General features: G+C 51.0%; 21 protein-coding genes. 8 read left to right on the forward strand and 13 right to left on the reverse strand.

Features of this window, described 5'->3' with window-relative positions; translation table 11 throughout:
• Positions 1-71: 71 nt before the first annotated feature.
• The 4 genes from D6029_RS04515 to D6029_RS04530 form a co-directional block, all read right to left on the reverse strand.
• Positions 72-989 (reverse strand): amino acid ABC transporter substrate-binding protein, encoded by a 918-nt coding sequence (locus tag D6029_RS04515; protein WP_120063612.1) that lies wholly within the window; start codon positions 987-989, stop codon positions 72-74.
• Positions 986-3,229, reverse strand: coding sequence for an EAL domain-containing protein (locus tag D6029_RS04520; protein WP_120063613.1), 2,244 nt, complete (start codon positions 3,227-3,229; stop codon positions 986-988). Before D6029_RS04520 ends, D6029_RS04515 begins: the two co-directional genes overlap by 4 nt.
• 448 nt (positions 3,230-3,677) lie before the next feature.
• Complete coding sequence (locus D6029_RS04525) at positions 3,678-4,076, reverse strand: hypothetical protein (protein WP_147365220.1); 399 nt, start codon at positions 4,074-4,076, stop codon at positions 3,678-3,680.
• Between the two features lie 189 nt (positions 4,077-4,265).
• Complete coding sequence (locus tag D6029_RS04530; protein ID WP_120063615.1) at positions 4,266-5,336, reverse strand: LacI family DNA-binding transcriptional regulator; 1,071 nt, start codon at positions 5,334-5,336, stop codon at positions 4,266-4,268.
• Positions 5,337-5,593: 257 nt separating this feature from the next.
• On the opposite strand from D6029_RS04530, the gene D6029_RS04535 reads away from it, so the two are divergent.
• The gene (locus tag D6029_RS04535; RefSeq protein WP_120063616.1) at positions 5,594-8,701 is read left to right on the forward strand and encodes a beta-galactosidase; all 3,108 of its coding nucleotides are present in this window, start codon (positions 5,594-5,596) and stop codon (positions 8,699-8,701) included.
• Positions 8,702-8,779: 78 nt separating this feature from the next.
• Positions 8,780-10,045 carry an MFS transporter gene (locus D6029_RS04540; RefSeq protein ID WP_120063617.1) on the forward strand — a complete coding sequence of 422 codons (1,266 nt, stop codon included), beginning with the start codon at positions 8,780-8,782 and terminating at the stop codon, positions 10,043-10,045.
• A gap of 57 nt (positions 10,046-10,102) precedes the next feature.
• Here D6029_RS04540 and D6029_RS04545 read toward each other — a convergent pair whose 3' ends face one another.
• Positions 10,103-12,361, reverse strand: a complete 2,259-nt coding sequence (locus tag D6029_RS04545; RefSeq protein WP_120063618.1) for an FAD-dependent oxidoreductase — start codon at positions 12,359-12,361, stop codon at positions 10,103-10,105.
• A gap of 62 nt (positions 12,362-12,423) precedes the next feature.
• On the opposite strand from D6029_RS04545, the gene D6029_RS04550 reads away from it, so the two are divergent.
• A complete protein-coding gene (locus tag D6029_RS04550; protein ID WP_120063619.1) occupies positions 12,424-13,119 on the forward strand; it encodes an IclR family transcriptional regulator in 696 nt (231 codons plus the stop codon).
• Here D6029_RS04550 and D6029_RS04555 read toward each other — a convergent pair.
• The 4 genes from D6029_RS04555 to D6029_RS04570 form a co-directional block, all read right to left on the reverse strand.
• Positions 13,088-14,425: an MFS transporter gene (locus tag D6029_RS04555; protein WP_120063620.1), complete on the reverse strand. Its 1,338-nt coding sequence runs from the start codon at positions 14,423-14,425 to the stop codon at positions 13,088-13,090. The genes D6029_RS04550 and D6029_RS04555 overlap by 32 nt on opposite strands.
• Positions 14,426-14,675: 250 nt before the next feature.
• On the reverse strand, positions 14,676-15,671 hold the full coding sequence (locus D6029_RS04560; protein ID WP_120063621.1) for a DUF2891 domain-containing protein: 996 nt from the start codon (positions 15,669-15,671) through the stop codon (positions 14,676-14,678).
• Between the two features lie 35 nt (positions 15,672-15,706).
• Complete coding sequence (locus D6029_RS04565; protein ID WP_120063622.1) at positions 15,707-16,693, reverse strand: DUF979 domain-containing protein; 987 nt, start codon at positions 16,691-16,693, stop codon at positions 15,707-15,709.
• Positions 16,690-17,418, reverse strand: a complete 729-nt coding sequence (locus D6029_RS04570) for a DUF969 domain-containing protein (protein WP_120063623.1) — start codon at positions 17,416-17,418, stop codon at positions 16,690-16,692. Before D6029_RS04570 ends, D6029_RS04565 begins: the two co-directional genes overlap by 4 nt.
• A gap of 160 nt (positions 17,419-17,578) precedes the next feature.
• Here D6029_RS04570 and D6029_RS04575 point away from each other — a divergent pair, with 160 nt between their 5' ends.
• The 4 genes from D6029_RS04575 (at position 17,579) to D6029_RS04590 (ending at position 20,134) form a co-directional block, all read left to right on the forward strand.
• Complete coding sequence (locus tag D6029_RS04575) at positions 17,579-18,142, forward strand: winged helix DNA-binding protein (RefSeq protein WP_120063624.1); 564 nt, start codon at positions 17,579-17,581, stop codon at positions 18,140-18,142.
• Positions 18,143-18,373: 231 nt separating this feature from the next.
• Complete coding sequence (locus D6029_RS04580; protein ID WP_120063625.1) at positions 18,374-19,519, forward strand: transglutaminase-like domain-containing protein; 1,146 nt, start codon at positions 18,374-18,376, stop codon at positions 19,517-19,519.
• A complete protein-coding gene (locus D6029_RS04585; protein ID WP_120063626.1) occupies positions 19,491-19,853 on the forward strand; it encodes a mercuric transporter MerT family protein in 363 nt (120 codons plus the stop codon). The genes D6029_RS04580 and D6029_RS04585 overlap by 29 nt, the downstream gene beginning before the upstream one ends.
• Positions 19,850-20,134, forward strand: coding sequence for a heavy-metal-associated domain-containing protein (locus tag D6029_RS04590; RefSeq protein WP_120063627.1), 285 nt, complete (start codon positions 19,850-19,852; stop codon positions 20,132-20,134). The genes D6029_RS04585 and D6029_RS04590 overlap by 4 nt, the downstream gene beginning before the upstream one ends.
• 62 nt (positions 20,135-20,196) lie before the next feature.
• Here D6029_RS04590 and ychF read toward each other — a convergent pair whose 3' ends face one another.
• Positions 20,197-21,288, reverse strand: coding sequence for a redox-regulated ATPase YchF (ychF, locus tag D6029_RS04595; protein WP_064518423.1), 1,092 nt, complete (start codon positions 21,286-21,288; stop codon positions 20,197-20,199).
• Between the two features lie 136 nt (positions 21,289-21,424).
• Positions 21,425-22,009 (reverse strand): aminoacyl-tRNA hydrolase, encoded by a 585-nt coding sequence (pth, locus tag D6029_RS04600; RefSeq protein ID WP_064547411.1) that lies wholly within the window; start codon positions 22,007-22,009, stop codon positions 21,425-21,427.
• A 275-nt stretch (positions 22,010-22,284) separates the two neighbouring features.
• Between pth and ychH the strand changes: the two genes are divergently transcribed.
• Entirely contained in the window at positions 22,285-22,563 is a 279-nt protein-coding gene (gene ychH, locus D6029_RS04605) for a stress-induced protein YchH (protein WP_120063628.1), read from the forward strand.
• Positions 22,564-22,619: 56 nt separating this feature from the next.
• Here the strand turns inward: ychH and dauA are convergent, their stop codons facing one another.
• Complete coding sequence (gene dauA, locus D6029_RS04610; protein WP_120063629.1) at positions 22,620-24,293, reverse strand: C4-dicarboxylic acid transporter DauA; 1,674 nt, start codon at positions 24,291-24,293, stop codon at positions 22,620-22,622.
• Between the two features lie 93 nt (positions 24,294-24,386).
• Positions 24,387-25,334, reverse strand: coding sequence for a ribose-phosphate diphosphokinase (gene prs, locus D6029_RS04615; RefSeq protein WP_008454180.1), 948 nt, complete (start codon positions 25,332-25,334; stop codon positions 24,387-24,389).
• Positions 25,335-25,418: the final 84 nt, after the last annotated feature.

A 25,418-nucleotide genomic window follows, 5' to 3' on the forward strand; every position in this document is an offset into this window, starting at 1 on the left:
TTGTTTCTGTTTCATGTGTCGACTTGTCTGATTTATCGTCATTTTTATGGGGCGAAAAATAGCGAAAAGGGTTAATAAGAGTAAAACGCTGCCGATGAAATAGAATTTTCTAATTCGGGCGACAACGGTAAATTAAGGGTAATGCCTTCAGGCATAATCGGTTGCATAAACCATTTGTTATAAATTTTGATGAAATCTGCGCTTTGCATCAGCTGCTTTAGAGAGCCGTTGATTAGCCCAATAAAAGCTGCGTTGCCTTTTTGCATGGGAAAAGCAATCGGCAGACGCGGGCTGAGAGAGTCTTTGGAAATGACAAACTCTTCCGGATGTCCAGAAAGCGCAATTTGCGCAAGGAGCAAAACATCGCTGGAAACTATCGCCGGGGTTCCGCCGCTTTCCAGCTCTGAAAAAGCCTTAATATTGTCCGTGCCGAGGTCAATATTCAGTGATAACTGATGTTGAGAATTGGCTTCCTGAAGATGCCGGACGAAAACGGTACCACTTTTCACGATAACCGTGTGGCCGTTGAGCTGGGTAATATCGCTAATATCGTCTTCTTTACGGGAAACATAACGAGTGGCCGAGAAGAAATAGGGTTCCGAAAAGGTCACTATTTTTTGCCGCTCCGGGGTGTAGATAGTCGGAATGCAGCCCATATCCACGCTTTTGTTTTTGATGGTTAAAAATTGCGTAGCCGTGCTCACCGGTACCCATTTTATGTGTAACCCCGGCAGGCTCAGTTGTTGTTTAAGCATGTCGATAAGTTGCTTGCAGATATCTATAGAGTAGCCACGGGGCTGTTTATCTTCGACATACGAATAAGGAAACACATCGGTCTGATAACTCAGAGTGATGGTTTTGGTTTGTGCGAGGCGAGACAACACCTCATCGGCCCGGCTGGTTGATGGAGTCAGCATGCCGATACTGAGCAGCAGGGCAGCAGACAATGAGAACAGTGTTTGATACCAATGATTAATGAAAAGTGTCATGTTGATTCCATTCCATCGTGCTCCAGTTCTGCCATAACGCTTATGTTTTCAACGGCCCGACCAAAGTAATAGCCTTGTGCCGTCATATTTTCCTCGCCCAGAGAAGCCAGGAATTCATATTGCTGTTTTGTTTCTACCCCTTCGGCGGTGACCTTCAAACCGCGTTTTAACGCGTAGCGCGCTAACATGCTGACCAACGCTTGTCGGTCCTCACATTTATCCAGCATATCAATCAATGGACGCGCAATTTTGATGTGGCTAAACGGGAAAATAATCAGGTAGTCCAGCGTCGCAAAGCCGGTGCCAAACCCATCAAGCACAATCCCCACACCGAGTGCCTGAATGGCATTAAGAATCGGCAACGTGACTTCGCGGTCGAGAGGTTCAGATCCGGTTATTTCAATTTCCAGACGCGCAGGTTCCAGGCCACTTTCTTGTAATGCGTTCCGAATGGTGTCCAAAATTCCTGGGTGGCGTAACTGATGCGGGGAAACATTCACCGACACGGTTTTCGCCACGGGCCAGTTCGCTGCATCCTGACACGCGCTGTGAATGAGCCATTCGCCCAATTTGGCGATAAGCCCGATATCTTCAGAAACAGAAATAAAATGATGGGGTTGCAGCAGGCCACGAAGCGGATGTTGCCAACGCACCAGCGCTTCATAACCTGTTGTTCGGCAATGATTGAGGCTGACGATTTTTTGATAATGCAGGAAGAACTCATTGTTTTTAATGCCGTTCTCAATTTCCTGGCTAAAGAGCAGGTTATTGGACGGGTTCATCGTCATGCCGTGAGAATAAAAATGGAAGCAGTTCCGCCCGTAACTTTTCGAGGTGTATAACGCGAGATCGGCGTGGGTGAATAAATCCTCACGGGTATTTCCATGGTGCGGTGCACAGGCAATACCGATGCTGCTGCTGATGGTAAAGGTGTTCCCGCTACAGGTAAAAGGTGCGCTTAGCGCGGCGAGCACTTTTCTGGCCAATGTTTCGGCCTCGGGAAGGGAGTCGTGATGCACATGTTGCAGAATGGCAAATTCGTCCCCGCCGAGGCGTATCGCCATATCTTTCTCGCCGACCAGGGCGCAAAGACGTGCGGCGGTAGCAATCAGTAACTCATCGCCGACGACGTGACCCCAGGTGTCATTGACCGGTTTGAAATTGTCTAAATCAATCAACAGCAGGTTGAAGATACTGCCTTCGGTACGCAATTTTATCAGCCGGTCGTCAATAGAATTGCGGTAAGCAACCCGGTTCGGTAACAGCGTCAGGGAATCATGATGCGCCATGTATTCCATTTTTTGCGCCATTTCCTGCATTCGTTGCAGATAACCCCGGTCAACCATTGCCACGCGTAACTTTTCAATTGCCCGAGCCAGCTCGCCAATTTCATCGTCCTGATCCTGGAATGGCGTCATCTGGTCGGTTTTTTCATCGGCAATCAGCGTGACGGTTTGAATCAGGCGGGGAACCGGGCGGAACAGGTTGCGCACCAACCAGTTGACCACAATGACGGTTGCGCCGAGCAGTAAAATCAGCATCAGCAGGGTATGCATCAAAAGCTGATTATGCGTGGCAAACAGGGCGTCGCGTTCGCCGATACTGCTGACTACCGCACCGATAAGTTTCCCGGACGGGTCAACAATGGGAATCGAGCCAACGAAATACTCTTTGCCATCAATACTGGCAAAGCCGCAGTAATACTTCTCTAATGCGGAGCGATTCGACGTGTCTGCCACCGTGGTGATTGTTTGTGGCTTACCGGAGGTGTTATGGAAATCAGTAAAACCGTGTTTCTCGTCGTACAGCAATAACCAGGTGGGATTGTGGGTTTGCGTCGACACCAGGGTGAGCATATCGTCCGGGTTAAAACCGGTCTGGATCACCGTTTCGTCATCACTCAAAGGGCGTTCGGACTCAATAGAGATCACCTGGCCTTCGTGATTAGATTTCACTGTCACCGAGGTGTAGATATTGCGAATGATATAACTGGTGATTTGCGAATTGGTGGCGGCTTGTTTAAACCACTGTTCATGGGAGATGCGATTGACTTCAAAAACACCGGCACCTGAACCCACACCGTAAGCAATTAAAATGCCTAACATCAAATAGATAGCGACTTTACCAGTAATCGAATGATACCAGTTGTAACCCCGACGTAATGCGGGATTTTGTTCGCGGGGCGATTCAGCTTCACGTTGAATGAGCTCTTTATCAACCATTTTTCTATTTGTACTCATATCAAATCGATTAAAGAAGGCTCAAAACGCTATCCATGAAATATCAGGTGATATTTTCATATCAAGAGTTATTCAGGATATATAAACCGTGGCTTTTATTATTTAGTTATTGTTTGTTATTTATGTAGGAATGTATTTTAACGTGATGTTTAATTGATGTTAGCACAATGTAGATATGTGATGGTTTGTTCTGTTTATAGATAACATCTGATTATACATTTAAAATGTTCCTTCACTTAATTTCGCGATTATAGAGTTAGCTAATAAATGCGTCAACGACAAATGTTAACATATTCATACGTCTGAAAAGCTGTTCAATTCAATGTTTAATCATTTTTGGACAATGCAAACCCATAGTTCATTAATGAACTATTTACCTGGGCGGCCAGGTAGATAGCTGTTTGTTGTTAAAACTTCGCACCAAACAATGAAGTACTTAAACAATGACTTATAAATATTTTTTGCAGCCATATATAAATGCATCTGAGCGATAAGTTAATGTTTTTATTTCTTTAGGGCTTAATCCCTTTTTTAAATAAGTGATGACCTGTTGCCGGTCAGTGTCGACATTGTTCATCTTGTTAGATGCACGTTTAATGCATTCACTTTCTTGACGAATTTTTTGCGACTGCAGTGAGGTAATTTGCACTATCTTTTGCCAGGCCAGATTTCGCTCCTCATCATCGGCGGTAGTATCAATAGCAATACTTTGCCAGACGGTCATTGAACGTCGCAGTAATCCCCGCATTTCAAGTGAATTAGCATCTTCAATCATCAGCTTAACGTTTTTGATTTTGAACTCCTCATTATTGACATTAGCTAAGGAAAAATGGCGAACGCGACCCACGCGCAGCTGGCACATTTCAGAAATAGTGAACGAGTTATCGGGTCGGATAACTTGATTTATTATTTCAGCTTATTAATGCAATGTATTTTGAAGAGCGGTCAAGTTGTGTCGAGCAACTGACATCCTGGCCTTTGATAGCTGCCGAATTAACCAACGACCACGCGCTTGCGTATAGCCATTACTGTTTAATTAAAGACTGTTTATCAGAGATTTTAACTGCTCGACAATTTCACTCTGCGACTCATTGGCTGGATGCGGATAAGTGGACTCACGCACCACCAGTCGGGTCGGTAATAACTTCAATACTTTTTGCGACGAAGATGATTGCGCCATAAGGGACGTCACGATTTCAACTGCCCGCTTGCCAAGCAAATCGAAATCTTGTGCCACAGTGGTTAAGGCCGGCTGGAAGAAAAGGCTGTCGGCCGTATCGTCGTAGCCTGTTACGGAAACCGCATTGGTTCCGGTGCGTTTGAGCTGCGCCAGCGCACTCAAGACGCCTAATGCCATCTGGTCATTGGCCACAATAATGGCGCTGATACGCGGGTTGGCGTGCATAAGCTCGAAGGTTTTTGCCCAACCGCTACTGGCACTCCAGTCGCCCCATGCTGTGAAGGCATTGGTTATGCCATAGCGATGAAGTGATTCTCGCCAACAACCCAGGCGCAGACGGGCAGAGATAGACTCCGCCGGGCCTGCTAACAAGCCAAATTGTCGATGCCCCAACTCCCACAAATGTTTTACGCAAGCACCAGAGCCCTCCTGGTGATCAAAGCGAACGCAGGAAACATCCGTCTCGGGTGGAACATCCAAAAACAAACAAGCCAGATCGTCGTTTTCCCGGGCCAGCCGCTCGGCGAGTGAGCTTTCCAGTGGCAGGTTTGCAATCACACCGCGTATGTTTTGCGCGCGAAACTCGTTAAGCACCACCTGCAATGCCGCGTATTCCGCGCCTTTTGGCATGGCAACGGAAACCTGCAACTGCTGGTCTTCGGCATGGCTTTTGATGGCTGCAGCGATTTGCGATGGAGCATGGTAGGTGAGAGAGGAAGTGATTAGCCCGAGCGCAGGCATCGTTTTACCCGCCAGTAATTGAGCGGAACGGTTCGGGACATAGTGCAGAACGGTCATCGCGTGCAGCACTTTTTCACGAGTACGGGACGAGACTAAATCTGGGCTGTTCAGCACTCGTGAAACCGTTTGCTGAGACACACCCGCTTCGCGCGCCACATCGTTCAACGTTGCCTGTCGATTGCTCATCTTGTTCCCCTTTTTGCTCAGCATAATGCGTAGCCGATTAAGCCGCGTCAAGACTGGTTATTATGAAATGTATAGCGCTAACATTATATGTCATGGTGACGACAGAAATGCTGATTAATCCACCACTTTTGCGACCGTGCTTTGAAATGACAAATCCTTCATTTGCCAGTTAGGCTGATTCTCTGCCTAAATTTACCTCATTGAGTTGTGAATAATTGTATTGCGCATAACATTTTAATGACGACAGGTGAATCGGCATGACACAAAGTTCGGGCACTTTCGGCCCAGAAGCAGAGTTTGTAGAAATTCTTAACCGCCGCGACTGGCAGCAACAAGGCATAACGCATCTCAACCGTTTACCGGCGCATCCTCAGTTTCGAGGATGGCGGGAAACGAGTGCAGCGCGAGATGAGCAGCCGTCACCCCATTTTTGCTCGCTGGATGGCGCATGGCAATTTAGCTGGCGTGCGAAACCACAAGCCGTTGACGCCAATTGGTTGCGGCAAGATTTAGCCGATGCACGCACGGTAAAAGTGCCATCGAACTGGCAAATGACCGGCGACGATGCGCCGATTTATACCAACGTGCGCTATCCCATTGAAACCACGCCACCGTTTGTTCCGGAAGAAAATGCCACCGGATGTTATTCACGCACGGTAGATATTGCTGGCGAGTGGCTGGCGGGCGGGCAAACACGCATTATTTTTGATGGCGTCAATTCTGCGTTTCATTTGTGGTGTAACGGAAAATGGGTTGGCTATTCGGTCGACAGCCGCTTGCCTGCTGAATTCGATCTGACACCGTTTTTGCACAGCGGAGAAAACCGACTTTGCGTGATGGTGCTGCGCTGGAGCGCTGGAACCTGGCTGGAAGATCAAGATATGTGGCGCATGAGCGGTATTTTCCGTTCCGTTTCACTGATGAATTTGCCAGAAATTCATCTGACGGATATGCAGATAACGCCCGTGATGGACGCCTTGTACCGCGACGCTGTGCTTGATATCCACATCGCGGTTGCGGCACCCAGTTCGTGTTTATCCGAACTGGAAGTGGAAACTACGCTCTGGCAGGGAAACCAGCAAATTGCCACCATCCGCCAGCCCCCTGGCACCCCGATGATCGACGACCGGGGAAATTATGCTGAGCGTGCGTATCTGAATTTGCCTGTTGAACGCCCGTTGCTGTGGAGTGCGGAAACGCCGCATTGTTATCGCGCCGTGGTGGCGGTATGGCGGGGCGACGAGCTAATTCAGGCCGAAGCGTGTGATGTGGGATTCCGTAAGGTTGAAATCAAAAACGGGCTGCTGCGGGTGAATGGCAAACCGTTGTTGATTCGCGGCGTGAACCGCCATGAACATCATCATCTGCACGGCCAGGTCGTGACCGAGGCGGATATGGTGCAGGACATTTTGCTGATGAAGCAAAACAACTTTAACGCCGTCCGTTGCTCGCACTACCCGAACACCGCTTTGTGGTATCAACTTTGTAATCGCTACGGTTTGTATGTGGTGGATGAGGCGAACATTGAAACTCACGGCATGGTGCCGATGAGCCGTATTTCTGATGATGCCAGTTGGCTACCTGCCTTTAGTGCCCGCGTCTCGCGCATGGTGCAAACTAACCGCAATCACCCGTGCATTATTATCTGGTCTTTGGGGAATGAATCTGGCTATGGCGCAAACCATGATGCGGTGTACCAGTGGCTGAAGAAAAGTGACCCGTCGCGCCCGGTGCAATATGAAGGCGGCGGCGGAGATACGGCGGTGACTGATATTATTTGCCCGATGTATTCACGCGTTGAAACGGATTTGCCCATCCCGGCAGTGCCGAAATGGGCGATTAAAAAATGGATAAGCCTGCCTGGCGAACAGCGCCCGTTAATATTGTGTGAATATTCCCATGCCATGGGCAACAGCCTCGGTAACTTCGCGGATTACTGGCAGGCATTCCGCGAATATCCTCGTTTGCAGGGCGGGTTTATCTGGGACTGGGCCGATCAGGCTCTCATGAAAACTTTCGATGATGGCACCCAGGGCTGGGCTTATGGCGGGGATTTTGGCGACACGCCGAACGACCGACAGTTCTGTATGAACGGCCTGGTTTTCCCTGACCGCACACCGCATCCGGCACTGTTTGAAGCCAAACAAGCGCAGCAATATTTCCAGTTCGAATTACTGAGCCAGCAGCCGCTCAACGTGCGTATCCATAGTGAATATTTGTTCCGCCAGACCGATAACGAAACGCTGCACTGGCGTATCGAAGCGGCGGGGGTGCCGGTGCTAAACGGGCGCGAAACGCTGTTTATCGAAGCTGAAGGAACCGTAGATCTGACATTGACCGAAAACCTGATTCTCCCTGCTGGTGCCAAAGATGTCTGGCTAACGCTGGAAGTTCTCCAGCCACACGAAACGCCGTGGTCAGCCGCCGGGCATCGCGTGGGGTGGCAGCAATTTGCAATCGCGGCACCGCTGGTTTTAGCCGCCAAAGCTACGGGGGCGAACCCACCGGTTCTTATCGCATCAGCAAATCGATTTACCGTGCAGGCCGCAGGCCAGCAATGGGAAATCAATCGTACCAGCGGGTTGCTTTGTAGCTGGCTGAAGGATGGAAATGAGCAGTTGATGCAACCCCTGCGTGACAACTTTGTTCGTGCGCCTATCGACAATGATATTGGCGTCAGCGAAGTGACGCGCATTGATCCGAATGCGTGGGCGGAGCGCTGGAAAAGCGCCGGGTTGTATCATCTGGAAACGGAGTGTGTGCGTTGCGAAGCGACTCAATTTGGCGACGATATTGTGGTGGTCAGTGAATGGCGTTATCACAATCATCAAGGCGTTGCGATTGTGAGCTGCTGGCAGATGCGCTTTGACGGCCTGGGGAAACTGCATCTTACCGTGACCGGCGAGCGTGCTGAAACGCTGCCGCCGCTCCCGCGCGTAGGCCTGAATTTCAAAGTCAAACCGCAGAGCGATGACATTAGCTGGTTAGGGCTTGGCCCGCATGAAAACTACCCTGACCGCCGCAGTAGCGCGAGCTTCTCTCGCTGGACATTACCGCTAAACGAGATGAGCACGCCGTATATCTTCCCGACGGAAAATGGCTTACGCGGAGGAACAAAATCACTGGACTGGGGAATCTGGCATGTTAGTGGGAATTTCCATTTCTCTGTGCAACCCTGGGGCATTGAACAACTGATGGACGTTTCACACTGGCACAGGATGGTGCCAGAAGATGGCGCGTGGATTTCGCTCGATGCTCAGCATATGGGGGTTGGCGGGGATGATTCCTGGACGCCGAGCGTGCTGAAGAAATGGTTGTTACTGGATACACAATGGCAATACCAACTGACTTTTAGCCTTAAATGAACCACCGAGGGGAGGATCTCCCCTCAATCTCAACCCTTACATACCTAATCCATAAATAATAAAAAGTGGAAATACCCTATGAAACTGTCAGCGCTGAGTCGTCGGGAACAACATAATTTCATCTATTTTATGCTGTTCTTCTTTTTCTATTATTTCATTATGTCTGCCTATTTTCCGTTCTTCCCGGTATGGCTTGCAGATGTAAACCATCTCACCAAAACCGAAACGGGCTTGGTGTTCTCGTCGATCTCGTTATTCGCCATTATCTTTCAAATTGCTTTTGGCTTAATTTCCGACAAGTTAGGACTGCGTAAACATCTACTGTGGTTTATCGTCGTGCTGTTGGTTTTGTTTGCTCCGTTCTTTATTTACGTCTTATCACCACTATTACAACTCAATATCTATCTTGGGGCGATGGCGGGCGGGATGTATCTGGGCTGCGTCTTTTCTGGTGGCTCAGGTGCGGTGGAAGCCTATATTGAACGCGTGAGCCGCAATAACCGTTTTGAATACGGCCAGGTGCGCGTATCAGGCTGTGTGGGTTGGGCGATTTGCGCCTCGTTGACCGGCATCTTATTTAGCATCAACCCAAATATTACCTTCTGGATTGCCTCTGGATTCGCGTTGGTGTTAGCGGTGCTGTTACTGCTCTCGAAGCCCGATCCTCGATCTGAGGCTGAACTGACTGATAACGTCGCGGCTAAAAAGCAGGAGTTCTCGCTCCATATGGTAGTTGAATTGCTGAAGATGCCACGTTTCTGGGCATTCTTGTTATACGTGATTGGCGTCGCCAGTATTTATGACGTATTTGACCAGCAGTTTGCCAACTTCTTTAAAGGTTTCTTTTCCTCTCCACAAAGAGGCACCGAAATATTTGGTTTCGTCACCACCGGCGGTGAGTTATTGAACGCCACGATTATGTTCTTTGCGCCTTTCATTATTAATCGCATCGGGGCAAAAAATGCTTTGCTGGTGGCGGGCGTGATTATGTCTGTGCGGATAATTGGCTCCTCGTTTGCCACAACTGGCGTTGAAGTCATTATTCTTAAAATGCTGCACATGTTTGAATTGCCATTCCTGCTGGTGGGAACATTCAAATACATCTCGTCGGTATTTGATCCTCGCCTGTCGGCGACGCTATTCCTGATTGGTTTTAACTTATCCAAACAGCTTTCTGGCGTTGTGCTCTCAACCTGGGCGGGTTCGATGTATGACTCGGTGGGCTTTAGCCAGGCTTATCTGACATTAGGTCTGATTACCGCCTGCTTCACGTTAATTTCATTCTTTACGCTGCGTAACTCCCCGCGCAGCCAGCTTTTAACGCCGGAAGTGAGCCAGGCGTAATCATTAAGCAAAGCCACCGCCGCATCGCGCTGCGGTGGCTTTATTTTTAACAAACGTTTAGCGGATGTTCAGAGAGTAAAGGGCGGCGATGCTGCCTGCGGTTTTCACAATTTCCAGTTTGACTTGTTCAGCGCGGATAGCCTGCGTCAAACGATGTTCACAAACGGAATGGCGGTTATCAGCCACTTCTTCCAACAACGTGTCATCGGCCCACAAGCGATAGTGCGTGACGCAATGTGGTGTCACTGGCAGGGCATGGCCCATCTGCACCGTTTCCATGGCATTGTCGAAATCATTATCAAACACCAGCGTCAGCGCCTGTATTGTCTGCGGCTGTTGCCAACGCCACGTCACGGTCGGCAGGCTATCGCCAGCGGCAGGCACCCACGCATTAGTATGCTGTTCCGGGCGCAAACGTCCATTAAGTAGATTTCCTGGAGCGTAACAACGCAGCGGTGAAGCAAAGCGCAGAGCCGGAAGAATTTGATTGGGCTGGCGGCGCGGTAACCAGAAATCGAATTCATCCACGCCGTAATCGCCATCCGCGACCTGACGCGTGTGTTTCGCCACCCTGGCGTTCAGGCTGTTAAACACCGTCATAATCCCTGGAAGCCGTGCGTCGGTCAGCGCGATTTCAATATGTTCATTGTTCTCGAAAGCGATAAACACATATTCATCACGCACGCTTTGATACCCGAATTGCACTTGATATTCGCCCGGCTCCAAAACTGATATTTCGCGTTCGTCCAGTGGCATATCAGGTGTGAAATTACCGGCGCGTTCACTGCCGAGCAGGCTGATTTTAAGCGGCTGCGGTGAACCGGCCCGCAAGGTGAAGTTCAGTTCTGGTAATGTTTCGCCCGCTTTCAGCGGCAGAAGCAATGCCATACGCTCGTTCAACACATTCCAGACGCCATTGGCAGATAATTCAGTTAATTGCCATTCGCTGCTGGTGGTTACCGTTGCGCCGCGAGCCGGGTCATTCAACCATTGGCGAGGAATATAACAGCCAGTTTGTTGCAGATGCTGTTGCAGTGAAGCGATGCGGTTTTGCTCTGCCAGTTGCGGCGCATTGATTTGCTGCTGATGGCACAACGCTGCCGCCCGGCCCACCACTTCGCCCAATAATCCGCAGGTGCACATCACCCGTGCGCTGCCAAATGCCACATGTGAGGCGGAAATCAGGCGTCCCGTCAGGAACAAGTTTTCCAGCGAGCGGCTATACAAACTGCGGTAAGGAATGGTGTAGGTGCCTTTGCTGTGGAACTGGCGGCAGCCGTCGTGTTTACTGTAAACGCCGTCGGCGGGATGCAAATCAATAGACCAACCGCCGTAGGCCACCGCGTCGTAATGGTCGCGCTGCGCAATAATATCTTTTTGGCAGAGCATATGGTCGCCAACAAATCGGCGGCTTTCGCGTTTGCCGGGGATTGAACCGACCCATTCGATGGTCATGTTTTCAGCGTCCGGGAATTGCCCGGAGTTTTTAATGTAATCCCATACGCCCCAGACGATTTTCCACAGTTCCCACTTAATTTCTTCGCTGTCATGAATGGTATCAAGACGGCCTCCCCATTCCAGCCACCACAAATCACACCCGTTCAGCGTGGAGGTCAGGCGCGTATAGCGGGGGATTTCTTCGATATCTTTCAGGGCAAAAGAGGGCGGGATAAAGTTAACCGGGGCGCTGCCTTTTTTGGTGTAGAAGTAAATAGAATGCCCGAGTTTGTGACCGAAATTATCGCCCGGTGCCATTTTCTCATCAAACTCTTCCGGGTCTTCAGCGCCTACGCGATATTCAGCCCCCGCCAGATGCCCCAGTACGCCGTCGCCTGTCGCATCGCAAAATTGGCTGGCGGCAATGTCATAAAAGGTTTCGTTAATCGCGTTAAAACCTTTGGCACTTGTGATGCGTGTGCCTGCGGTTTCAACTTCGTATAAAGCGGTATTCAGCAGTAGCGTCAGGTTCGGTTCGCTGCGAGCCATGTCTAACAGCACCAGATCAAACATCACCGGATTGCCTTCTTTATTCCGGTAAACGTTCTCCTCCATGATTTCACCCATGATGCCGCCTTCGCGCGACCAGCGGTTATTATTCCCCATATGCGAGGTAGCGCCGTTGGCCCACAGGCGAACTTCGCTTGAAGCGTTGCCTCCGAGAACCGGTCTATCTTGCACCAACACCACCTGCAAGCCATCCCGCGCGGCGGCAAGTGCCGCACATAACCCGGCAAGACCGCCACCGGCGACCAGTAAGTCTGTTTTTAATTGTTGAGAAGGGAATTCCCTGGCGTTGGTTTGCTGAAAAATTTGCATAAAGTTTGTTTCCTATAAAACTGACGATAAAATCGGGTTTCTTAAATTAATGTGAAGCCGCTATGTCATCACAACCGAATCAAAGTCTTATCGACGGTATCCGTTGCTTGCAGTATCTGGTGACCAGTGGCCGGGCGATTGGTTGCCGGGAACTGGCGCGCCTGATGGGTATTAATGCCACCCGCGTTAATCGCCTGTTGATGACCATGGCGGCGATTGGCCTGACTCAACAGGATGAACAGCGTCGCTATTTGCCAGGCCCTGGGATTCATGCGCTGGCAGCGCAGGCGATTCGAGGTTCTGCACTGTTTTCCCAGGCGTTGCCTTTGCTGGAGCGCCACGCGCCGAAAGACATCGTGGTGGCGCTCGGCGTGCTGTGGGAAGACCAGGTTATCTACATTTACCACTCCGAGCCTGGAAGCCAGGTGAGCCAGGCACTGGCCGGTTTCCACACGCTTCCTGCCTGGCAATCGGTGATCGGCATGGCACTGCTTGCCAGTGAAACCGACGAAGCATTGCAGTCGCGCTTCTCCCCTGAAAACTGGCAGGAAATGGCGCCTAAACTGGCTCAACAACGGGAATCTGGCCATGTTGTCTGGCGCCACGATGATGGCGAACTTTCGATGGCCCAACCGTTGGGTGCTCATAACGCCGCTATCGCTTTTGCCGGAATGTGGGACGCGGATGAAAACCAGATGGCTCCGCGTCTCGCCCAGCTCAATCAACTTACCGCGCAACTCGTGACCCCTGCGGCTTAACCTCTGGTGGCGTGTCCAGGTCGATACGCCCGACTACAAACAGGTAAGAACAAATCCCCAACCCGGCCAGAATGGCGATGAATGCCAACGCCGGGGCAAAGTTATGCCCGTCAATTAATGCGCCAATCGCAATCGGCACCACGATGGATGACAGCGCGCCGGTAAAGTTAAACACGCCGCCCGCCAGGCCGATTAAATGGCGCGGCGCGAGGGCGGTTACAAAGACCCACGTAATGGTGGCAAGGCCGTTGCCAAAGAACGCAATCGACATGAAAAGAATGATCAGCGTTGGGCTGTCGGTGTAGTTGGCACCGAGGATAAACAGTGTTAACGACATGCCGAGGATCACCGGGGCTTTACGGGCAAAACTGGCGCTGACCCCGCGTTTGATTAAACGGTCAGAAACAAATCCCGCCAGCAATACACCGAAGAAGGCCGCCAGATAAGGCACGGAGGCGATATAGCCGGACTTAATAAAATCCATATGGCGATACTGCACCAGATAAGTCGGGAACCAGGTCAGGAAGAACCAGAAGGTGGCGGAAATGGTGAACTGACCAAAGTAAATGCCAATCAGTTTGCGGCTGCGGAACATCAGCGCCAGATCGCTCCAGGCAAATTTGCGTTTAGCGGCTTCCTGTCGGCTTTCCAGAATTGCGCCGCCCTGGCGAATATGATCAAGCTCCGCCTGCGAAACCCCTTTGTGTTCTAACGGTTCGCGGTACAGGCAATACCACACCACCGCCCACACCATGCCGACGATCCCGGTAATCAAAAACAAACCGCGCCAGCCGTACAGTTCCTGCACATGGAACAACAACGGCGTCATACAGGCCAGGCCAACAAATTGCGCAGATGAGTAAATACCAATGGCACTGGCGCGTTCGTTTTCCGGGAACCAGCTGGAAATCACACGGTTATTGGAGGGCATGACCGGCGCTTCAAAAGCACCGACGCCGAGACGTAAACCGACCAGGCCACCAAAGCTGTTGGCAATCGCGTGTAGCGCGGTAATCATCGACCAGATAAACAAACCGACGCCGTAAACAATCCGCGAACCGAATCGGTCGATAATGAAGCCGCCGGGAATTTGTAACGCGGCGTAAATCCAGCCGAAGGCTGAAAAAATCAGCCCCATTTGTAACGGCGTGAACTGTAACTCTCCGGCCATCTGCGTGGCGGCAACGGAAAGATTAGTGCGGTCCATGTAGTTAATAATGATGTTGATGAAAACCAGTCCAAGTACCAGGAATCGGACGCGCCCGGTATTTTTTACCTTTGTCGTAGAAAGCGGTTGTTCTGCCATATCAATGTTCTCTTTGTTTTTGTTCTCACGGCCTGTTTTGGCAACAGAGTGGGGTTTTATTATCTTTCTGTGTTTCTTTTATAGAAACACAAAGACGTACGCAAAGAGAAATCGCCTGAATTGTGATCAGCATAAAATTTATGGGGTGAATGAATTACAGAATTGAAAGGTAAGGCGGCGTTACGGTGGGGCGAGAATTCCCCCGCACTTGAACGTGCGGGGAAAGCGGTACAGAGGAAGATTGGGAAGGTTATTCCAAAGCTAACATGGCAAAACTGGCTAACCAGTGGCCGCCGCTGTAATGGCTGCCGACGACGTGATCAAGGCTCGCTTCCAGGTGGCGGGTTATCGCTTGTTGCAAAGCGGGTTGAGCAGGGTGCTCAGCGGGCAATGCCGCCGCAATGCGCTTAAAACACCACGTGCGGCTGAGGTTCAGGCCATCAAGATGCGCGATTTTAGGGTCGGTGCGGTCGCTAACCACCGCCGGTTGCATCAGCGCATTAATACCCGCCAGTTCCGGCAAATAACGGTCAAACCAGGCCGGGAAATCCGCACTGACCTGGCTCATCAGCAGCGCTTCACACAGCGCGCCTGACACGTATTCATCGCCGCCCGGTTCATAGTGAGCCGGGTAATTGACATCGTTTTGATAGAACCGATTCGCGCCATCAATAATTGCGGTTTCAAGCTCTGCATCATGACGTGAACGGGCGTAGTCCAGCCCTAAAGCCAGTGCGAAAGCGGTGTTGTAATGCGTCCCGACGCGAATCGGATAAGTGAGCTTTTCCAGATAACCTATCAGACGGGCGCGAATATCCTGCGTTAACGGCTCAAGCAGAGTCGACCAGCGTTTTGCCTGTGGCAGAGTCGATTCCGCTAGTTCTTGTGCCAGCGCCAGCAGCCAGCCGTAGCCATACGGGCGTTCAAACGAAGCGCGGAACGGTGCCGTAAAATAGGCCAGTTCGCGGGTGACGTTGGCTTCGGTAAAGTGTTCTTCAAACAGGTTGATGATGGCTTCACGGCAAGGCAGTTCCGGGTAACGGCGCAAACAACGCAGCAGCAACCAGTAGCCGTGTACCGCCGAATGCCAGTCAAAACAGCCATAAAAAATCGGGTGTAATTCACGCGGCGGCAACACATCACCATCATCATTGAGCAAATGCATAATGTGATTGGGATATTCCTGACGTAAAAACGTCAGCGGCATGTTGGCAAAAGCTTCAGCCTGAATTGGGCTTAATGACATAAAAACTCCTTCGATATTCATCGTTTTTCAGTGCTTTAGCGGAATGACAGGAAGTACATCAAGAACACGTTCGCCAGCAGGATTGCCAGTGCGCTCGGGATCTGAATCTTGATGACCTGGTATTTATCTTTAAGCTCGAGCAACGCCGCCGGAACAATGTTGAAGTTGGCGGCCATCGGCGTCATCAACGTGCCGCAGTAACCGGCATACATGCCGATTGCCAGCAGTGGCGCGGGGTCGGCGTGGTGGTGGGTGATAAGAAACGGCACCGCAATGCCCGCCGTCAACACCGGGAATGCGGCGAAAGCGTTACCCATAATCATGGTAAATACCGCCATGCCCACGCAATAAATAACGACCAGCATGAAGCGGTTTTCCGGGTTAACGAATAGCTCCACCACTTTGCGCACCGACTCGCCAGTATTAGCAACGATAAACACGCCGCCGAGCATCGCCAGCATTTGCGGCAAAATAATTGCCCAGCCGACGGTGTCAACAATGCGGCGCGATTGGGCGATGGCCTGCACCGGCGAGCCTTTGGTTATCCACCATCCCGTCAGGATTGCCGCCACGCTTGCCACACAAAGAGAAGCCAGCGTGAGTTGCTTTTGATCCAGCAGATAAACGCCGCCAATCGACACGTTTTTCATAAATAGCGTGCAGATGACAGTGATGATGGGAATCAGCAGGGCGGGCAAGAATAACCAGTTTTTGATGCGCAAGGCGGAAGCTTCACGTTGCTCATCCGTCGCCATGGGATATTTCCCTTTGCCGACTAAACCGCAGCCCGCCAGGAGCGCAATCACAATCACGCCGCCGCCCATAATCCGGTACGCCAGCGATTTTCCAAGGTTCTCGACCATTAAGTCGCCAAACAGGAAAATTGCCCCGAATAAGAACCAGAACAGAGCCGTCGTGAAGCGCTTAGGGTTGCCGCGATCGCGCAGTGTCATCACCACCAGAATCATGACGATAATGCCAATCAGGTAATAAACGCGGTTGATGGTTAGCAAAGTGCTCATTTGGTCACCTCTTTCATGTCAGGTTCTTGCTGAGCACGCCAGGCCATCACATCGCGATGGAGACTCGCATCAAGTCGGGTGAGGCGGAACATATGAATTATCAGCGCGGCGATAGCCGTCGGAATAGCCCAAAGGCCAATGTGCAGCGGCTCAATATTCGCAATACCGTTTTCTTTCAAAAATGCGTCAATCAGCAGAACGGCACCGAAGGCGATGAAAATATCTTCGCCAAAAAAGACGGCGATATTGTCGCAAGCGGCGGCGTGGGCTTTGATTTTATCGCGAATGTGTTGAGGAAGTTCGCCGTACTTATTGAGTGCGGCACCTTCCGCCATCGGTGCTAACAGCGGGCGAACGGTTTGTGCGTGGCCGCCGAGAGACATCAATCCCAGTGCGGCGGTGCCTTCGCGGCCTATAAAATAGATCATCAGGATGCGTGCTGAAGTAGCACTGGCGATTTTGGCAATCCACGCCTGCGCACGTTCCTTCAATCCGTAATATTCCAGCAGGCCAATCACGGGCAGAATCAGAATAAAGGTGGCGAGCGAGCGGCTATTAAAAAATTTCTCGCCAAAGGTTTCCAGTAGCATTCCGAAATCCATTCCAACTGCAAGCCCAGTTGTTAATCCTGCAATAACGACAACAATCAGCGGATTGAATCGAAGTGCAAAACCAATAACTACAACGGGTATCCCGATGAGCGGTAAAAGGGTGGCACTATCCATTATTTTTACCCTGTCTATGTGTGTTGTGTTTTTTTAGAATCATGAAGAGATAAAAACATATAGCAAAACGACGATAAAATGAAAATAAATTATCATTAATTTATTGGTGTTTTATTAGGATTCAATTATGTTTTATGGACGACATAATAAGGGGCAGCCAATGGCCGCAGAAAAAGAAAGACTCGATTCAGCAGCAGGAACAATCGCAAATAACGCCGGCATTAAAGATCCGATTGTCTCTTCTCACCATTTGGTTTCTGAGCGATGTGCGGAATTATCGGAGCTTGAATACGCATTAATCATGACCAGCAATGCGTTCAATAAATGGATGGTGCGCTGCATGACAGCCGCCGGAGAGCCGGATATGGGGCCGCTTGATGTCTCGTTGCTGCATCATATCAATCACCGCGACCGGCAAAAAAAATTGGCGGATATCTGCTTTGTGCTGAATGTTGAAGACACCCATATCGTGGCTTACGCCTTAAAGAAATTGGTCAAAGCGGGCTATGTAAAAAGCGAAAAACAGGGTAAAGAACTTTACTTTTCCACCACGGAAAAGGGAAAAGAACTCTGTGCTAAATATCGGGAAGTTCGCGAAACATGTCTTATTGGTCTGCAGGTTGAGACAGGGATATCTGCTAAATCTATTGGCGAGAACGCACAATTATTACGTGCCATTTCTGCTCTCTATGATAATGCCGCCCGAACCGCCGCTTCACTATAATTAATTGTTATGGAAACACGTGAAGTTAATAGTCGATATTAACCATTGTATAATTATGGCTATTTGGTGTTTACCCATTTAATTCGCTGCACATGTATAAAAAGGCAACAAAAACTAAAACGGTTTGATCCAGCCTATTATCTTTGCGTCTGGTTGAATGCATAATGGCGGCCGACCTCCGCAGGTGCGGGGTTAAGCGCCAGCTTTTTCTGGCGATTGAAGGTTAGTGAAATGGAAAGGCGTCTTTTTCTGAAAAGTGTTGCGGCACTGTCAACCATCGGCCTGGTTCGTCCCTCGTTTTCAAAAACTCAACATGTCGATTCTCCAGCCATCAGTATTTCTGATACTTCCCGCCGCTTTGAGGTGACACAAACCTATAATCTGAAAGCGCCAGAAGGCTCCAAAGGCAAGGTGAATCTGTGGATACCGGTGCCGGAAGACACGCCTTTTCAGACATTGCTCGACCTTTCCTTTAATGGCAATTACCAACAAGCACGACTTAACGCGAACAACGCCTACGGTGCCAGAATGCTGTTTGTCACCTGGCCAGATTCTGAAGGTAAGCTGGAAATTCAGCTTTCGATGACCATTGAAACCCGCGACTGGGAAGTGTTCAAAGACAACAAGCTGGCTGACTGGACGCTGCCCGAGCACGATGCGGTTATCCCAAATGAAATTAAACCGTTCCTGCTGGCGACCCCGCATATTCCTGTCGATGGCGTCGTGAAAGAAACCGCGCTGAAAATCATTGGCGATGAAAAAGCGCCCGTTAAGCAGGCGCGCCTGATTCACGATTGGGTGAGCACGCATATGCACCGTGACGACGCCGTGATCGGTTGCGGTACTGGCGATGTCGGTGAAATCCTTAAAACCGGAAAACTGGGTGGCAAATGTACCGACATTAACTCGGTGTTTGTTGCCTTGTGCCGCGCGGTGGGCATTCCGGCGCGTGAAATGTTCGGCATTCGCCTCGGTGCCAGCCGCAAGCTTGGGCAGTACTCGAAGAAAGCCTTTGGCAGCGCGGACGAGCAGGGTGTGGCGAAAATCAACGGCGGGCAACATTGTCGCGCGATGTTCTGGCTGGCAGGGTTTGGTTGGGTGCCTGCTGACCCAGCGGATGTGACCAAAATGCGTCTGACGGAGAAGAAAGAGAACGGCGACCCGGCGGTGCAAGCGGTTAACGATTATCTGTTTGGCAACTGGGAAATGAACTGGGTGGGCTTTAATCACGCTCGCGATTTCGCGCTTTCCCCGGCGGCGGAGCAGGGTGATGTGAACAATCTCGGTTATCCGTATGCTGAAGTGGATGGCGACCCGTTAAACTTTTATGACCCGGCAGCATTTAGTTATGACTATGTCAGCACCGAACAGCATTAAGGGTGGCGTTGCCACGGTGCTGGCGGCGCTGGTGGCGGCTGGCGCATCGACACTGTGTTGCATCGGGCCGCTGCTGTATCTGGTTTTCGGGATTTCCGCTGCGGGGCTGACGGGCATTCCGACGCTGCCGTGGCTACAAATTCCGATGGTGATTATTGCGCTGGGATTGATGGCTCGCGGATTCTGGCGGCTGTATTTATCGCCTAAACCGGTCTGCACCAGCGTTGTCAGCCGTCGCATGTTGGTGTGTTTATATTGGTTGTCAGTGCCGTTGATACTGTTCCTGATTAGCTATCCGTATGTTTTGCCCTGGATTTGGGAAGCACTGGAATGAAGAAATTGATTTGTCTCGGGCTACTTTTTTTGGCGCCGATGAGCTGGGCGGCCGATAAAATGGTCATCATTGATATCAGCCAGATGAACTGCCCGCTGTGCGTTATCTCGATAAACCAGGCGTTGCGCAGTACCGATGGCGTGATTAAAGCCAAAGCGTCGTTAAAAACGCATCAGGCGCAAGTGACTGTGCCGGAAGGGTTTGATAATCAGCAGTTATTGGCAGCGATTGCGAAAACGGGATTTACCGGGAAAATTAATTCGGTGAGTGACGTTCAGTAATTTCAGAGGTTAGAAAACAAAAAAGCCACGCATTTGCGTGGCTTTTTACGTCAGAGCGGAGATTAGACGTTGAACAAGAAGTTCATCACATCGCCATCTTTAACGATGTAGTCTTTACCTTCGGCACGCATCTTGCCGGCTTCTTTCGCACCTTGCTCACCTTTGTAGGTGATGAAATCTTCATACGCGATGGTCTGTGCGCGGATAAAGCCTTTCTCGAAGTCGGTGTGGATTTTGCCCGCAGCTTGTGGAGCAGTAGCGCCAACCGGGATAGTCCATGCGCGAACTTCTTTCACGCCAGCGGTGAAGTAAGTTTGCAGGTTCAGTAGCTCGTAACCCGCGCGGATAACGCGGTTCAGGCCTGGTTCTTCCAGGCCCATTTCTGCCATAAATTCGTCACGGTCAGCATCGTCGAGTTCAGCAATGTCAGACTCAACAGCGGCACAAACAGCAACCACTACAGAACCTTCGGCAGCGGCGATTTCGCGCACTTTGTCGAGGTATGGGTTATTTTCATAACCGTCTTCGTTGACGTTGGCGATGTACATGGTTGGTTTCAGCGTCAGGAAGCTCAGGTATTTGATGGCCGCTTTGTCTTCTTCGGTCAGAGGAAGCGCGCGCAACATACCGGCGTTTTCAAGCTGTGGCAGACATTTTTCCAGCGCAGCCAATTCAGCTTTAGCGTCTTTATCGCCACCTTTCGCTTTCTTCTGCACACGGTGAATAGCACGTTCGCAGGTGTCGAGGTCAGACAGCGCCAGCTCGGTGTTGATCACTTCGATATCATCAGCCGGATCAACTTTGTTGTTCACGTGAATGATGTTGTCGTTTTCAAAGCAACGCACCACGTGGCCGATAGCTTCGGTTTCACGGATGTTGGTCAGGAACTGGTTGCCCAGGCCTTCACCTTTGGATGCGCCTTTCACCAGACCGGCGATATCAACGAATTCCATGGTGGTTGGCAGAATGCGCTGTGGTTTTACGATCTCGGCCAGTTTGTCCAGACGTGGGTCCGGCATCGGCACGACACCAGTGTTCGGCTCAATGGTACAGAACGGGAAGTTTGCTGCTTCGATTCCCGCTTTGGTGAGCGCGTTGAACAGGGTTGATTTACCAACGTTCGGCAAGCCGACGATACCGCATTTGAATCCCATGGTTTAATTCACCTTAATTACTTGATATTCAATGAGTTGATGTTGTCTCATTGATAAAATGATCATAACTTTCCCCATTATACACGCAAACGGCATATAACGGGCGCAGAAATCCTTGCTGACCGCCGCCCAGGCGTTATTGCGCCTTAAAAGCGTGCAGGCGATTAGTCGCTTTGGTCAGGCCTTCTTTCAGCCAGACTTCGGTGCAACGTGCCGCTTCGTCTACCGCATCGTCAATCAGCTTCTGTTCGCTAAGGGGAGGTTTGCCCAGCACAAAGCCGACAACTTTGTTTTTATCGCCCGGATGGCCGATTCCGACACGTAAGCGGTGAAAGTTGGGGTTATTGCCCAATTTGCTGATGATATCTTTCAGGCCATTATGCCCGCCGTGGCCGCCGCCGAGTTTGAATTTTGCCACACCTGGCGGCAGGTCTAATTCGTCATGTGCGACGAGAATTTCATCGGGTGCAATGCGGAAAAACGTCGCCATCGCGCCGACCGCTTTACCGCTGAGGTTCATAAACGTGGTTGGCACCAGCAGGCGAACATCTTCCCCGGCAAGGTTTATGCGCGCGGTATAACCGAAGAATTTGCTTTCTTCTTTGAGCGACTGATTATGGCGCTGCGCCAGCAAATCCACATACCAGGCTCCTGCGTTGTGGCGAGTTGCCGCATATTCCGCGCCTGGGTTTGCCAGGCCAACAATTAATTTAATACTCACGTTTAATATCCTGAAAACAGACCAGAGCCGCGTAGTTTACTGCGCTCCCGGCGCGATGACAAAGAAGCAATGCATTACCCATTCAATAGTTGAATAATTCAGCGTGTGAACCATTAGAATTTCATGCTATTCAGCGGCTTATTTGTAAATATTTGTAGTCCTTTCATTCGTAATTGTGATCGCTGACGCACATAATCCGAAGCGGTGTTGTCTATACTTTACACACAAGGAATGGGGATTTCCCCCGCCGACCCAGGAACACCCGGAGGTGACACATGAAACGCAAAAACGCTTCATTACTCGGTAACATTTTCATGGGCTTGGGGCTTGTCGTTATGGTGGGTGGTGTTGGTTACTCTATTTTAAACCAGCTCCCTCAATTCAACTTTCCGCAATATTTCGCCCACGGTGCTGTGTTGAGCATATTTGTTGGTGCGGTACTTTGGCTGGCTGGTGCGCGCGTAGGCGGGCACGAACAAGTCGGTGACCGTTATTGGTGGGTACGCCACTTTGATAAACGTTGTCGTCGTGACGATAACCGTAAACACGGTTAACCTCGTTCAGAAGTGAAAAACGGTTCTTCTCAGAACCGTTTTTTTTTGGCAAAAAATTACCCGACCAGCGCGGCCTGGACATCAGGATAGAAAGCCAGGCGACCCGGAATGGGTTGCACACGCGCACGCGCCAGGGTTTTTAGCGGCTGAAATTCCAGATTAGTGACCCGCAATTCGCAACCTTCCGGCAGTTTTTCCACAAAGCGTTGAAACGCCTCCAGACCACCCGCATCGAGAACCGGTACGGCGTCCCATTGCAGAATAATCAGATGGTTTTGTTCAATGCGTTGGCTGAGGTCATTGAACAGCCCTTCAGCGGCGGCAAAAAACAGTGGGCCGGTGACGCGTAAAGCCAGAACACCGTCAGGAGTGGGAACATTGACCGGGGCGAGACGCGTCATGCGAGCGATGCGGCGCATAAACAGCAAGGAGGCCAGAACGATCCCGACGCTAATTGCAATCACCATATCGAACAGCACCGTCAGCGACATACAGATAAGCATCACGATGATGTCGTCTTTCGGCGCGTGGCGCAGTAACTTCACCACTTTGTGCGCCTCGCTCATATTCCACGCCACCATCAGCAGCAGGGCGGCCATGGCAGAAAGCGGCAGCCATGAGAGCAGCGGCGCCAATACCAGCAAAGCCATAATCACCAACAGGGAGTGAATCACTGCGGCTATTGGCGATGTCGCTCCAGCGCGCACGTTGGCAGCCGAACGCGCAATCGCGGCGGTGGCGGTAATCCCGCCAAAGAATGGCGCAATAATATTCCCGAAACCCTGTCCGATAAGTTCGCTATTGGCGTTGTGTTTGGTGCCGGTCATGCCATCGAGCACAACGGCGCACAGCAGCGATTCAATGGCACCGAGCATCGCCATCGAAAATGCCGCAGGAAGCAGGGCGCTTAATGAATCCCAACTTAGCGTGAAGTTCGAATCGGGGATATTCCACGGCAGCATTAATTGCGGTAATAACTGCGGGATGCCGTTGCCTTGCGTGCCGTCGGCGAGAACGTAATGGAACCGTGAGCCGATAGTCGCCACATCAAAACCGAAGGCATGAACAACCGCCATCACTCCACAGCCCGCCAGCAGCGCCGGTAAATGCCCCGGCAAACGAATGCCCAGGCGCGGCCACAGCATCAAGACCGCAAGTGTCACCACGCCAATGGCTGCATCGCCGAAGTTAAGGGTCGGCATTGCCATCGCCAGCGCCGCGACTTTATTCAGATAGTGTTCGGGGACGTGTTCGAGCGTCAGGCCAAAGAAATCTTTTACCTGCATGGTGGCAATGGTAATCCCAATCCCGGAGGTAAAACCGAGCGTCACGGAAACGGGAATGTATTCAATCAGGCGGCCAAACCGCGCCAGACCAAACAGAATAAGGAATACGCCGGACATCAGCGTGGCAATCAATAACCCCGCAAGGCCAAATTGCTGAGCTACCGGGTAGAGAATGACAACGAATGCCGCCGTCGGCCCGGAAACACTAAAGCGCGAGCCACCGCTTAAGGCGATAACAATCCCGGCAATGGCGGCAGTATAGAGGCCGTATTGAGGGGCGACGCCGCTGCCAATCGCCAACGCCATCGCCAGCGGAATGGCAATAATGCCGACGGTGATACCGGCAATCGCATCACGGCTAAAACGGGAAACCGTGTATTTCTCACGCCAGCAAGCCTCTACCAGGGCGCGGAAAGGTAATACAGAAGAAGATACGTTTTTCACTTTGATTCCATCCGTGAGCGCATCAACTGTCAAAATTGGCAGGTGATAGAAAAGAAAAAACCCGCCGTGGCGGGTTTTTTTAAGCGAGTTCGATTAGTGCTCGAACATCGCAGAGATTGATTCTTCGTTACTGATACGGCGAATCGCTTCGGCCAGCATACCGGACAGAGTCAGGGTGCGGACGTTAGGCAGCGCTTTGATTTCGTCAGACAGTGGGATGGTGTCACACACGATAACTTCGTCGATCACGGAGTTACGCAGGTTGTGAACCGCATTGCCAGAGAAAATCGGGTGCGTTGCGTAAGCAAACACACGTTTAGCTCCACGTTCTTTCAACGCTTCAGCTGCTTTGCACAGAGTGCCGCCGGTATCGATCATATCGTCAACCAGTACGCAATCACGGCCAGAAACATCACCGATGATATGCATAACCTGGGAAACGTTAGCGCGAGGACGACGTTTGTCGATGATAGCCATGTCGGTATCGTTGAGCAGTTTTGCGATAGCACGAGCACGCACAACGCCACCGATATCTGGAGAAACCACGATTGGGTTTTCCAGGCCGATTTGCAGCATATCTTCCAGCAGGATTGGGCTGCCGAAGACGTTATCTACAGGAACATCGAAGAAGCCCTGAATCTGTTCTGCGTGCAAGTCCACGGTAAGAACACGGTCAACCCCAACACTTGAGAGGAAGTCAGCCACCACTTTCGCGGTGATTGGCACACGGGCGGAACGCACGCGGCGATCCTGACGGGCATAACCAAAGTAAGGGATAACTGCGGTGATACGACCTGCAGAAGCACGGCGCAGGGCGTCGACCATAACAACCAATTCCATGAGGTTGTCATTAGTTGGTGCACAGGTGGACTGGATGATGAAAATATCACCACCGCGTACATTTTCGTTGATTTGTACGCTTACTTCGCCGTCGCTAAAACGACCGACGGCGGCGTCACCAAGGGAGGTGTACAGGCGGTTGGCAATACGTTGTGCTAGTTCCGGGGTGGCGTTACCAGCAAAAAGCTTCATATCAGGCACGAGAAAAACCTCAGGCATGCGTCCAGTGGCGGATGGTACTACCGCAGCTTATGCGGGCGGGGTAGCGCCATCCAGGCGGTGTAT

It is taken from the genome of Buttiauxella izardii (genome assembly GCF_003601925.1).
Taxonomy (GTDB): domain Bacteria; phylum Pseudomonadota; class Gammaproteobacteria; order Enterobacterales; family Enterobacteriaceae; genus Buttiauxella; species Buttiauxella izardii.

Excerpts from the sequence above, each read along its gene's own strand:
- D6029_RS04550 (WP_120063619.1), top strand. The coding sequence starts at position 12,424 with ATGTCATCACAACCGAATCAAAGTCTTATCGACGGTATCCGTTGCTTG.
- ychH (WP_120063628.1), top strand. The coding sequence starts at position 22,285 with ATGAAACGCAAAAACGCTTCATTACTCGGTAACATTTTCATGGGCTTG.
- D6029_RS04535 (WP_120063616.1), top strand. The coding sequence starts at position 5,594 with ATGACACAAAGTTCGGGCACTTTCGGCCCAGAAGCAGAGTTTGTAGAA.
- D6029_RS04580 (WP_120063625.1), top strand. The coding sequence starts at position 18,374 with ATGGAAAGGCGTCTTTTTCTGAAAAGTGTTGCGGCACTGTCAACCATC.
- ychF (WP_064518423.1), bottom strand. The coding sequence starts at position 21,288 with ATGGGATTCAAATGCGGTATCGTCGGCTTGCCGAACGTTGGTAAATCA.
- D6029_RS04560 (WP_120063621.1), bottom strand. The coding sequence starts at position 15,671 with ATGTCATTAAGCCCAATTCAGGCTGAAGCTTTTGCCAACATGCCGCTG.
- D6029_RS04590 (WP_120063627.1), top strand. The coding sequence starts at position 19,850 with ATGAAGAAATTGATTTGTCTCGGGCTACTTTTTTTGGCGCCGATGAGC.
- D6029_RS04515 (WP_120063612.1), bottom strand. The coding sequence starts at position 989 with ATGACACTTTTCATTAATCATTGGTATCAAACACTGTTCTCATTGTCT.
- D6029_RS04545 (WP_120063618.1), bottom strand. The coding sequence starts at position 12,361 with ATGCAAATTTTTCAGCAAACCAACGCCAGGGAATTCCCTTCTCAACAA.
- D6029_RS04520 (WP_120063613.1), bottom strand. The coding sequence starts at position 3,229 with ATGAGTACAAATAGAAAAATGGTTGATAAAGAGCTCATTCAACGTGAA.
- D6029_RS04585 (WP_120063626.1), top strand. The coding sequence starts at position 19,491 with ATGACTATGTCAGCACCGAACAGCATTAAGGGTGGCGTTGCCACGGTG.
- D6029_RS04555 (WP_120063620.1), bottom strand. The coding sequence starts at position 14,425 with ATGGCAGAACAACCGCTTTCTACGACAAAGGTAAAAAATACCGGGCGC.
- D6029_RS04540 (WP_120063617.1), top strand. The coding sequence starts at position 8,780 with ATGAAACTGTCAGCGCTGAGTCGTCGGGAACAACATAATTTCATCTAT.
- D6029_RS04565 (WP_120063622.1), bottom strand. The coding sequence starts at position 16,693 with ATGAGCACTTTGCTAACCATCAACCGCGTTTATTACCTGATTGGCATT.
- D6029_RS04530 (WP_120063615.1), bottom strand. The coding sequence starts at position 5,336 with ATGAGCAATCGACAGGCAACGTTGAACGATGTGGCGCGCGAAGCGGGT.
- D6029_RS04570 (WP_120063623.1), bottom strand. The coding sequence starts at position 17,418 with ATGGATAGTGCCACCCTTTTACCGCTCATCGGGATACCCGTTGTAGTT.
- D6029_RS04575 (WP_120063624.1), top strand. The coding sequence starts at position 17,579 with ATGGCCGCAGAAAAAGAAAGACTCGATTCAGCAGCAGGAACAATCGCA.